The following is a 10,849-nucleotide window of genomic DNA, read 5'->3' on the forward strand; positions in this document are numbered from 1 at the left end:
GACACCGGAGCGCCGCATCCCCTCGGGGGTGCGGCGCTTCTGTGTGTCAGGGGTCAGGGGGCGACCGTCCGGAGAATAATCAGCGAGCGGTCAGGTGGGCTCTCTGACGCCGTGGCATCCTGCGGAGGCCGAGCGGGGGCCGGTCGAACGCGACCGGCGAAGATCGACCCGAGATAGGGGGACCCTCTCATGGGAACCGAAGGAATCAGCAGACGGACTTTCGCCAAGAGCGCGGCCTGGGTGGCCATGGCGGCGCTCGCCTCCACCGCCGCACCGGTCTCCGCGGCCGCGGACTCCGTCCCGGATGGAGTGACCGTGTCGTTCGTCGGCTTCGACTCGCCTCCGGCGGGGAGCGATCGCGACACCGGCGATCCGACATGGCCGGAGAACTACCTGCTGGAGGCGCGCTTCCGTCTGCAGCTGGCGCCCGGGGTCTCGCTTCCTGCGGGATCCCGCCTGTTCATCGGCGCGGACGCCGGGATCTTCCCGTCGGGCTTCGCCTTCTTCCGCGGTCCGGCCGTCGGAGCGAGCACCTCGGACAGCCTCTGGGTGCGAGACCCCGACGAGTACTACACGGAGAACTACAACCCGAACACCGGCTCGCGGAAGTTCGCGTACGCGGTCTACCGCCTCGCGCGCGACCTCGCAGCGCCGGCGGACCTGACGTTCTCGGTGGCGGGGGTGAGCAACGCCGCCGTCCCGACGGGATGGAACGCGCAGACGGTGCTCGTGGCCGACCTGGTGTCGGCCAGCTCGTTCAGCGCCGGTGCCGCGCATCACCGGGCGCTCTCATCGCCCTTCCGGATCGTGGACGTGCCCCCGGACCCGAAGGCCGACACGAACGGAACCGGAGTGCCCGGGCTCTACGCGTACCCCCGCGCGACGGCCGCGGGCCGAGTCGCCGAGTTCAGCACGCTGCTGCGGGTGATGCCGACGATGACCGCGAACATCTTCTGGAGCCACCAGTTCGGGATCTCTGGAACGTCGGGCGGCTACACCGGCGTGCAGACCTACGGGAACACGAACGGAAGGCAATGGCTCTTCTCCCTCTGGGGGGCGACCGACGCCGAGGTCAATCCGAGCCTGCACGGGGTGATGGCCGGCGACACCGACGGTGCGCCCGGCCGATCCGTCCGGGTGTTCCGTCCGTGGACCACCGGTCGGACGTATGTCTTCCGCGTCGCGGAGATCCCCGGACGCCCCGGCTGGTGGAACTCGACGGTGACCGACACGGCCGACGGCACGAGCTTCTCGATCGGCAACCTGTTCGTGCCGCAGCAGGGTGCGCTCATCTCACCCCAGGCGTCGTGGGTCGAGTACTGGAACTGGAACGATTCCACAGCCCAGTGTCTCGATCAGGAGAACAGCGACGCCGTGTACGCACCGCTGAGGCTCGATGGCCTGCTCGTGCCGTACGTGGTGGGCAAGTCCAATCCGCCGTGCTCGGGCGGCTCGGTGACGATCAACCCCGACGGGTCCGCTCGCCTACGCGCCTACCCCGGCACCTGACGGCACCGACACCGGAGCGCCGCATCCCCTCGGGGTGCGGCGCTCCTGTGTGTCAGGGGTCAGGGGCGGGTGAGGCGGCGGCCGAGGCGGCGGCGCAGCGCGGCGGACACCACGGCGACCACGGTGCCGACCGCGACGCCGATGAGGGTCTCGAGCACGCGGTCGGTCAACAGTGCGTCGACCGGGGTCGGGGCCGCGAGGTGCACCATCAGCAGCGCGAGCGGGGTGACGAACACCATCGCGATGCCGTAGTTGCGGCCGATGAACAGCTCCGCGACTCCCTGCAGCACCACGACCAGGGCGATCACGGCGATCGGCGGAAGGTCGAGCGCCAGCACCCCGGCGGCGACGAGCACCCCGAGCAGTGTGCCGACCAGGCGCTGGATGCCGCGGATGATCCGGGCGTTGAGCTGTGCGCCGCTCACGGCCGCGACCGCACCGACCGCCGCCCAGTACCAGTGCGTGCCGCCGAGCAGAAGCCCCGCGATCCCGGCGCCCACGATGGCGACGGCGACCGAGACCGCCATCTCGACCGCGACGGGACCCACGGTGGGGCGCACCTTCGGCGCTCCCTCTCCCGTGGTCCGCGTGGCGACGGCGACGAGCGCGGTGAGGGCCAGGCCGAACAGCACGCTCGCCCCGCCCACCAGCAGCACGGAGCCGAACGAGCCGGCGGTGGCGGGGATGGTCGCGCACGCCCCGGTCGCGAACACCGTGAACAGCGGCCCTGGTGGGTGCCACTGCATCGTGTACGCCAGCAGGGTGACGGCGGCGGCGACGAGCGCCACCACGACCACGCTGACGACCGTCGGGGCGGCCAGGACCGACAGCGCCGTGCCGATCAGCATCGCCGCGAGCAGCACCCCGCCCGCGCTGGCCTGCATGCGGATGCGGTCGCGGAACTCGTCGTGGCGGCCGTAGAGCGCGGCGAAGGCGCCGAAGCTCGCGTAGATGCTGAGGTCGAGCCGGCCGAGCGCCCAGAGCACGAGCAGCGGGACGGCGACGCTCACGGCGGCTCGGATCGCGACGCGGTGGTCGCCGCGGTGCGGGCCGACGCGCAGGACCCCCGTCCACACCCGCCCCTGCGATTCCGCCACCGATCCAGCCTACGTCCGCGCCCGCGGCCCCCGCGCCGTGGGAGGCTGGACGGGTGACCGCCCCGCAACCTCCTCACCGCACGCTGCTCGTCGGTTTCGGCAAGCTCGGCGCGCGGCTCGCCCCGCGGCTGGTGGCGGACGGGGGAGAGGTCGTCGCCCTCCGCCGCAGCGACGGGCCCCTGCCCCAGGGGGTGACCGGCGTCGCGGGTGATCTCGCCGCCCCGCTGCCCGAGCCCCTGCCCGCGGTCGATGCCGTGGTGGTCACGCTGCCGCCGGGCACGGGCGCCTCCGCGTACCCGTCCGTGCTCGCGCACCTCGCCGCGGCCCTGCTCTCCCGGCCCGCGCGCACGGTCTTCGTCTCGTCCACCGGGGTGTTCGACGGTGCGGGCAGCCCGACCCCGCTCACCGAGCGCGACGCCCCGGAGCCGGTCACCGACCGCGGTCGCGGGCTGCGGGAGGGTGAGCGCGCTGCGGTCGACCTCTTCGGCGCCGTGGTCGTGCGGCCCGCGGGCATCTACGGTCCGGGGCGCGACTTCCTGGTGCGCCGCGTGCGTGAGGGGGCACCCGTGAACCCCCGGCGCCGCACGAACCGCATCCACGAGACCGACCTCGTCCGCACGCTCGACCTGCTGCTGCGGATGCCCGAGCCGCCGTCGCTCGTGCACGCGGTGGACGCGGCTCCCGCCCCGCTGGGCGACGTCGTGGCGTTCCTCGCCGCGCGCCTCGGGCTGCCGGTGCCGCCCGACGACGGCGGCAGCGTGAACGGTTTCGTCTACGACGGCGCTCTGCTTCGTTCGCTGCTCGGCCACCTGGACTACCCGTCGTTCGAGGACGGCTACGCCGACATGCTCGAGCGCGGCGCCTGACCCCCGCCAGATCGGGGCTCTGGGGTGTGGACCGGCCGGGAGGCCGACCCCAGGACGCGCCAGGGTGACCGTCTGGTGCTAGCACAGAACGGTCACCACCCGCCGTGATCGAGCGATCTCCGTGCGCTCGGATTGACTTGTCTGACGTCTGATATCTAGCGTCGGAGTGTCCGAGCTATGCACCAGCAACAAAGGAGTTCCTCATGGCTTTCCCCTACCCCGATAAGGGAACGCGCGCCCGCCTGCGCACCATGACCCTCGCCGCGGCCACCGCGGTGAGCGTCATGACTCTCGCCTCCTGCGCCGGCACGAGCCCCGACTCCGATGCATCAGCAGGAGACGGCGAGCTCAGCGGCGACGTGGTCTTCTGGCACAGCTTCACGCAGGGCCCGCGCGCCGAGTACATGGAGCGGATGGCCGAGGAGTTCGAGGCCGAGCACCCCGACGTCGACATCACCATCGAGACCTTCAGCTGGGGCGAGTTCCAGACCAAGTGGACCACCGGCCTCGCGGCCGGGCAGGTGCCCGACCTGTCGACCGCCCAGCCCAACCAGGTCGTGCAGATGATCGACGTGGGCGCTCTCGCCCCGGTCGACGACGTGATCGACGCGATCGGGCGCGACCGGTTCACCGAGGCGGCGCTCGGCGAAGGCACCCTCGACGGTGTCTCCTACTCGCTGCCGATCTACTCGCACGCCCAGGTCATGTGGTACCGCGCCGACCTGCTCGAAGCGGCTGGCCTCGACGTCCCGGAGACCTGGGACGAGCTGAAGGAGGCGGCCGTCGCGCTCACCACCGGTCCCGACCAGTACGGGCTCGCGGTCCCGATGGGCACGAACGACCTGATGGGCACGCGCTTCCTCAACTTCTACCTGCAGTCGGCGGGCGAGAGCCTGCTGAACGAGGACGGCCGCGCCAACCTCACCTCCGACGCGGCCATCGACGGCATCGAGTACTGGGTCGACATGTACGAGAAGACCTCGCCGGAGGGCAGCGTCAACTACAACGTGCTCGACCAGGCGACGCTGTTCTACCAGGGCAAGACCGCGTTCGACTTCAACTCCGGGTTCCAGATCTCCGGCGTCGTCGGCACCTCGCCGCAGCTGGAGTCGGTGATCAAGGCCGCCCCCCTGCCGCGCCTGAAGGCCGGTGACGAGGTGTACGGCGGAGAGACCTCCAACATCGCCACCGTCGTCTGGGAGAAGAGCGACGTGCAGGAGGAGGCGAAGGCGTTCCTGGAGTTCCTCTACCGCGACGAGGACTACATCGACTTCCTCCACTCGGTGCCGGGCGGCATGCTGCCGTCCCTGCAGGACATCGCGGAGAACGAGGCCTACCTCGACGACGAGACCCTGCAGCGGCACGCCGACAGCGTCGCCGTGATCAGCGAGGCCGTGCCGGCCGGGACCGCCATCGGCATGGAGACGGGTCCGCTCGTGCAGTCCGGCATCCTCACCAGCCAGGCCGTCATCGAGAAGATGCTGCAGGACATCGTCCTCAACGGCACCGACGTCGAGACCGCGGCGAAGGCGGCGGAGGATCAGCTCAACCAGCTGTTCGTCTCGTCCGGTGTTTCGTTCTGAGCCCCGCCCCGGGTCCGGTCGCCCCGCGCGACCGGACCCCGGGTCCCCCGTGATCATGCGCTCCCGCCGCACCGTCCATCTCACCGGCGTGCTGTTCGTCGCGCCGTCGCTGCTGATCGTCGTCCTGCTGCTCTTCTACCCGGTGGTGTCGAGCGTCGTCTACAGCTTCACCAACCGCCACCTGCTGCGCCCCGCCGTCGACTTCGTCGGCATCGACAACTTCGTCGCCGTGCTGCAGAGCGAGCAGTTCTGGAACGCCTTCCGGGTGTCGTTGCTGTGGACCGTCGCGTCGATCGCCGGGCAGCTCCTCGTGGGGTTCGTCGCCGCGATCGCCCTCAACCGCATCCGCCACCTCACCGGCCTGTTCCGCACGCTGCTGATCATCCCGTGGGCGTTCCCGGCCATCGTGATCGCGTTCGGCTGGCGCTGGATCCTCAACGACGTGTACGGCTTCCTGCCCAACCTGCTCACGCGGCTCGGCCTCACCGCGCAGAACGTGAGCTTCCTGTCGAACCCCGACGCGGTGATGCTGACCGTGCTCGCCATCAACATCTGGTTCGGGGCGCCCCTGTTCATGGTGAACATCCTCGCGGCGCTCAAGACCGTGCCGGCGGAGCAGTTCGAGGCCGCCACCGTCGACGGCGCGAACGCCTGGCAGCGGTTCGCGTTCATCACCCTCCCGCACGTGAAGAAGGTGGTCGGACTGCTCGTGATCCTCCGCAGCATCTGGGTGTTCAACAACTTCGAGCTGCTGTTCCTGCTCACCGGCGGCGGCCCCGCCGGGCTCACCGAGACCCTGCCGATCTTCGCGTACCGCACCGGCTGGGGGCTGCAGCAGCTCGGCGTCGCCTCCGCCATCACCGTGCTGCTGCTCGTGTTCCTGCTGCTCCTCGGAGGCCTGGCCTTCCGACTGCTCAACCGCTGGGACCGGAAGGACGCCTGATGTCGACGAGAACCCTGCGGCGCCTGTCCGCCGCCCCCGCCTATCTGTTCCTCACCGTGCTCGCGGTCGTGTCGGTGTTCCCGCTCGTGTGGATCATCACATCGAGCTTCAAGAGCTCGGGGGAGCTGGCCACCGACCCGATCGGCTTCTGGCCCGACTCGTTCACGATCGACCACTACACCCGCGTGCTGTTCGACCTGGGCATCCTGAACAACCTCGGCAACAGCCTGTTCATCGCCCTGTCGACCACCGTCGTCACGATCGCGGTGAGCTCGACGTGCGCCTACGGCATCGTGCGCTTCTTCCCGCGCGTCGGGCAGAAGCTCACGCAGATACTCATCAGCACCTACATGTTCCCGCCGATCCTGCTGGCGGTGCCGTACACGCTGATCATGATCTCGCTCGGCCTGATCAACACGTATGCCGGGCTCGTGCTCGCCTACCTCTCCTTCTCGATCCCGTACGCGGTGTGGATGCTGACCGCGTTCTACCAGACCGTCCCGGTCGAGATCGAGGAGGCCGCGCAGGTCGACGGCGCCGGAAGGTTCCGCGTGTTCGCGACCATCGCGACGCCCATCGTCGCGCCCGGCATCGTCGCCACCGCGATCTACACGTTCATCAACTCGTTCAACGAGTTCCTGTTCGCGCTGCTGTTCATCAACAGCAGCGACCGCATGCCCATCACGGTCGCCCTGTACTCCCTCAGCGGCTCCGAGGTGCTCGACTGGGGCGCCATGCTCGCGGCGTCCGTGGTCGTGGTCGTGCCGTCCGTCGTCTTCTTCCTCGTCATCCAACGCCACATCGCCGCCGGGCTCTCGGAGGGGTCCGTCAAATGAACACATCCGTCGCATCGTCCACCGCCCGCCCCGAGCCCCGCGAGGAGGTGCGCTACGGCCTGGTCGGCTCCGGCTACTTCGGGCTCGCGCTCGGTCGGGGCTTCGACCGCCTGCCGGGCGCCTCGATCACCCGCGTCTTCGACCCGGAGAACGCCGCCGGGGCCGTGCGGGAGTTCGGCGCGGTCGCCACCACGAGCATCGAGGAGCTGTGCCGGAGCGACGACGTGGACGCGGTGATCGTCGCGTCGCCGAACTGGGCGCACCGCGAGGCCGTGGTCGCGGCGGCGGAGGCCGGCAAGCCGATCTTCTGCGAGAAGCCGATGGCGCTGTCGTTCGAGGACTGCTCGGCGATGGTCGACGCGGCGGACGCGGCCGGGGTGCTGCTCATGTCGGGTCACGTGATGAACTTCATGAACGGCGTGCGCCGGGTCAAGCGGCTCGTCGCCGACGGGGTGCTGGGGGACATCGTGTACTGCCGCGCCGCGCGGAACGGGTGGGAGGAGCCGCAGCCGTCCATCTCGTGGAAGAAGCGGCGCGAGCTGTCGGGCGGACACCTCTACCACCACATCCACGAGCTCGACGTGGTGCAGTTCCTCCTGGGCGTCCCCGAGACGGCGACCATGGTGGGCGGCAACGTGGCGCACCGCGGCGAGCAGTTCGGCGACGAGGACGATCTGCTCCTCATCACGCTCGAGTTCCCCGGCGGGGCGTTCGCCACGCTGGAGTACGGCTCCGCGTTCCGCTGGCCCGAGCACTACCTGCTGGTGCAGGGCACGCTCGGCGCCGCCCGCATCGACATGACCGACACGGGTGTGACGGTGCGGCACTCCGGCCGGGAGGAGCGCTTCCTGCTGCACCGCAGCGAGGAGGAGGACGCACAGCGCACGGCGATCTACGCCTCCAGCTCGACCGACGGCGGCATCATGTACGGCAACCCGGAGACCACGCCGCCGCTGTGGTTGAGCGGCATCGTCGAGGAGGAGACCGCATACTTCCACGGGCTGCTCACCGGTGCCGCAACGGAGCCCGAGTTCGCCGCGCTCACCGACGGCTCCGCGGCGCGGTCGTCGATCGCCACCGCCGACGCCCTCACGCTGTCGCTCGCCCAGGACCGCAAGGTGCGCATCGCCGAGATCCTGGAGGGCGCCCGTGCGCACGCCTGACCTGCCAGGCCGATACGATCGCGACATCGAGGTGGGGTCGGCGGCGTGACGGAGTCGACCTGGTCGTCGCTCGGAGCGGCTGCCGCGGAAAGGGTGACGGTGGGAGCGATCCGGCTCAGCGTGCTGCACGCCGAGGCGTTCCGTTTCCCCGCTCCCTGGACGTTCCCGCCGTCGGAGCTGCCGTACTCGATCCTGCGGCTGGTCCACTCCGGCACGGGGGAGATCGCGTTCGACGGGGCGCGGCACAGCGTGTCCGCCGGTGACCTGGTGTTCATCCACGAGGGTGCCGTGCTGAGCTGCCGTGCCACGTCGTCGGACTTCGTGTTCGGCTCGATCCGGTTCTCCGCCTCGCTCGACGCGCAGGGCAGCGTCGCGGTCGGCATCGCGGTGCCGGCGGTGTCGGACGCGGGGGCGCACCCCGTCGTGCGCGCGAACTTCGACGCCGTGATCGACGCGTGGGAGGGGGCGTCCGCGGGCCGGGCGCTGCTCGCCTCGGGTCACCTGGCCGTCGTGCTCGGCACCACGGCCGAGTTGATGGCCGACCGGGGGGTGACGGTCGCGCCCCCGTCGCGTCGCCGCGGGGTGCGGGCGCCCGTCCGCGCCAGGGATCCGCGCATCGCCCGCGTGGTCGACCACCTGCTGCTGGACGTGCGCCGCACGCCCGACGTCGCGACCCTGTGCGCGCTGGCCCACATGAGCGAGTCCACGCTGCGCCGCACGTTCAAGGAGCAGACCGGGAAGACGATCGTCGCGTTCCTGCGCGAGGCGCGCATCTCGATCGCCGCGCGGCGGCTCGCGTTCGGCGACGACCCCATCGCGCGCATCGCGGAAGACGTCGGCCTGCCCGACGCGAACTACTTCTCCCGCAGTTTCCGCGAGGTGCTGCGGGTCACCCCGACCGAGTATCGCCGCCTGACCGCGCAGACCTGATCCCGCCCGCGCGACGCGAATTAGCCTGGGGTGATGACGAGCTCGAGCGCCCGTGCGGCGGTGGACGTGGTCGACTGGCGGCGGCGGGTGTTCGCCCTGTACGAGGCCGTGCGCCGCGCGGACTCCCCGGAGGAGGCGCACGAGCTGTGGCGCATCGAACGCGATGAGCTGATGCTGCACCACCCGGCCACCCCGCTGCTGCCGGAGGATCGGGTGCTGTTCGAGGGGCTGCCGATCGCGCCGTACGACCCGCAGTGGCGGTTCGCACTGCCGATCCTGGAGGCGGAGCCGGCGGCGTTCGAGTTCGCGACGGGTACCGACGGCCTGGTGCCGTTCGAGCGCGTCGGTGTGGTCGAGGTCCCCGACGCCGGAACCCTCGACGTGTGGCGGCTGCGCTCGTACGGCGGCGGGCTGTTCGTGCCGGTGCGCGATGCATCAGCCGGGCATCCGGGCGGCACGTACGGCGGTGGGCGCTACCTGCTCGACACGATCAAGGGTGCCGACCTGGGCGGGGACGCCGCGCGCGGCACGATCGTGCTCGACTTCAACTTCGCGTACAACCCCTCGTGCGCGTACGACCCGGCGTGGGCCTGCCCGCTCGCACCTCCGGGGAACGTGCTGCCCGTGGCCGTTCCCGTGGGGGAGCGGTACGACGGGGCATAGACCGCGCCCGCGTCAGCCGAGGAACAGCGGCACGAACGAGCCGATCAGCCCGAGCACCCCGACCGCGGTGAACACGATCCCGAGCGTGCGCACGACGCGCCGGGCGTGCGGCGGTTCGCCCACCCGTGCCCTGGCGGGGTTGTGGCTGCTGACGACGCCCGTGGTGAAGCCGTCGTCCGCGGTCGAGGATTCGCCGTGGCGCAGTGGTCGCTCGTGGAAGTCGCCGCCCGCGAACCACCGGGCGATCGTGGCGCCGTCGCGTTCGATGATCGCGATGTCGACCGGGAGCCACGGGCCCTCGGCCAGCCGCATGAGCAGGGCGATCAGCAGCAGCGGCACCCCCACGCCGAGCCCGATCCAGGACAGCACCTCGCCGACGAGGGCGAGGGTGTCGACGGGCGGCATGATCCCATCGTAGGGACGCCGGACCGCGGGAGCGTGCGCGCCGCGGTCAGCTCACGTTGTCCCTGAGCCACGGCAGCGGGTCGATCGCGACCGTGTTGATGTGCACCTCGAAGTGCAGGCACGAGCCGAACACGTAGCCGGTCGAGCCGACGTCGCCGAGGTACTGGCCGGCCTCGACGCAGTCACCGACCTCGACGGCGCGCGTGCCGTTCTTCATGTGCGAGTACACGGTGCTGACCGCCTGGCCGTTCACGATGCTCTCGACCTGGATCGTGACGCCGTAGCCCTGATAGCTCTCCGTGGAGCGCGAGACGCAGCCCTTCATGGCGGCGTTGATGGGGGTGCCGATGCCGGCGGCGAAGTCTTGACCCAGGTGCGACCGGCCCGGTCGGGCGGCCCCGAAGCCATCGGTGAACGAGTACGAGCCGTCGGCCATCGGCATCACGACGCGGTCGGCGATCGGGATGTCCATCGCGCTGCTGAGCGGCATGCCCGCGGCGATCGCGGCTGCGGCCGCACGGGCGTGGGTCTCCTTGATCTCCTCCGGCGTGGTCGCCGCGAAGGAGCCGCGCGCCGAGATGGTGGCGCGGATGGCGTCGGTGGCCGTGTACGACTGGGCGGCGTCCTTCAGCGCTGCCGCACCGGCGACGGTCGCCACGGCGTGGTCGCCCCCGGGGGCGAGCACCGGGAGGGCGGCCCCGGTGACCATGACGCCGACGGCGAGGACGGCACCGAGCGCCTTGATCTTCGATGCGCCCCGGCCCCGCGGGCGGTCCGTCAGCCGCGGACGCCGCGAGACCCGCGGGATCCGCGGGGTGCGGGCGGTGCGGGATCCGGTCGGTGCGGGGGTGGTC

11 protein-coding genes are annotated in these 10,849 nt (G+C 71.0%); 8 read left to right on the plus strand and 3 right to left on the minus strand.

Annotated features, from left to right (window positions below; translation table 11 throughout):
- The first annotated feature begins 189 nt into the window (after positions 1 to 189).
- On the plus strand, positions 190 to 1,509 hold the full coding sequence (locus tag DW299_RS10550) for a hypothetical protein (protein WP_136036551.1): 1,320 nt from the start codon (positions 190 to 192) through the stop codon (positions 1,507 to 1,509).
- Between the two features lie 59 nt (positions 1,510 to 1,568).
- Here the strand turns inward: DW299_RS10550 and DW299_RS10555 are convergent, their stop codons facing one another.
- Positions 1,569 to 2,606: an FUSC family protein gene (locus tag DW299_RS10555; RefSeq protein ID WP_168443117.1), complete on the minus strand. Its 1,038-nt coding sequence runs from the start codon at positions 2,604 to 2,606 to the stop codon at positions 1,569 to 1,571.
- A gap of 53 nt (positions 2,607 to 2,659) precedes the next feature.
- Here DW299_RS10555 and DW299_RS10560 point away from each other — a divergent pair, with 53 nt between their 5' ends.
- From DW299_RS10560 to DW299_RS10590, 7 genes are all read left to right on the plus strand, one after another.
- Positions 2,660 to 3,472 carry a sugar nucleotide-binding protein gene (locus tag DW299_RS10560; RefSeq protein ID WP_136036552.1) on the plus strand — a complete coding sequence of 271 codons (813 nt, stop codon included), beginning with the start codon at positions 2,660 to 2,662 and terminating at the stop codon, positions 3,470 to 3,472.
- Between the two features lie 203 nt (positions 3,473 to 3,675).
- On the plus strand, positions 3,676 to 5,055 hold the full coding sequence (locus tag DW299_RS10565; RefSeq protein WP_205814372.1) for an ABC transporter substrate-binding protein: 1,380 nt from the start codon (positions 3,676 to 3,678) through the stop codon (positions 5,053 to 5,055).
- Positions 5,056 to 5,110: 55 nt separating this feature from the next.
- Positions 5,111 to 5,998 (plus strand): carbohydrate ABC transporter permease, encoded by an 888-nt coding sequence (locus tag DW299_RS10570; RefSeq protein ID WP_136036553.1) that lies wholly within the window; start codon positions 5,111 to 5,113, stop codon positions 5,996 to 5,998.
- Positions 5,998 to 6,834: a carbohydrate ABC transporter permease gene (locus DW299_RS10575; RefSeq protein ID WP_136036554.1), complete on the plus strand. Its 837-nt coding sequence runs from the start codon at positions 5,998 to 6,000 to the stop codon at positions 6,832 to 6,834. Before DW299_RS10570 ends, DW299_RS10575 begins: the two co-directional genes overlap by 1 nt.
- Positions 6,831 to 7,997 (plus strand): Gfo/Idh/MocA family protein, encoded by a 1,167-nt coding sequence (locus tag DW299_RS10580; protein WP_136036555.1) that lies wholly within the window; start codon positions 6,831 to 6,833, stop codon positions 7,995 to 7,997. Before DW299_RS10575 ends, DW299_RS10580 begins: the two co-directional genes overlap by 4 nt.
- A 45-nt stretch (positions 7,998 to 8,042) precedes the next feature.
- Positions 8,043 to 8,927 (plus strand): helix-turn-helix transcriptional regulator, encoded by an 885-nt coding sequence (locus tag DW299_RS10585; RefSeq protein WP_136036556.1) that lies wholly within the window; start codon positions 8,043 to 8,045, stop codon positions 8,925 to 8,927.
- Between the two features lie 33 nt (positions 8,928 to 8,960).
- Positions 8,961 to 9,590 (plus strand): DUF1684 domain-containing protein, encoded by a 630-nt coding sequence (locus DW299_RS10590; RefSeq protein ID WP_136028766.1) that lies wholly within the window; start codon positions 8,961 to 8,963, stop codon positions 9,588 to 9,590.
- Positions 9,591 to 9,602: 12 nt separating this feature from the next.
- Here the strand turns inward: DW299_RS10590 and DW299_RS10595 are convergent, their stop codons facing one another.
- Together DW299_RS10595 and DW299_RS10600 are read right to left on the minus strand one after the other, a co-directional pair.
- Positions 9,603 to 9,995 (minus strand): hypothetical protein, encoded by a 393-nt coding sequence (locus DW299_RS10595; RefSeq protein WP_136036557.1) that lies wholly within the window; start codon positions 9,993 to 9,995, stop codon positions 9,603 to 9,605.
- 46 nt (positions 9,996 to 10,041) lie between these two features.
- On the minus strand, positions 10,042 to 10,849 hold an 808-nt coding region (locus DW299_RS10600; RefSeq protein WP_446724795.1), incomplete at its 5' end, for a M23 family metallopeptidase.

The sequence above is a fragment of the Microbacterium sp. K35 genome (assembly GCF_004794375.1).
Lineage (GTDB): Bacteria > Actinomycetota > Actinomycetes > Actinomycetales > Microbacteriaceae > Microbacterium > Microbacterium sufflavum.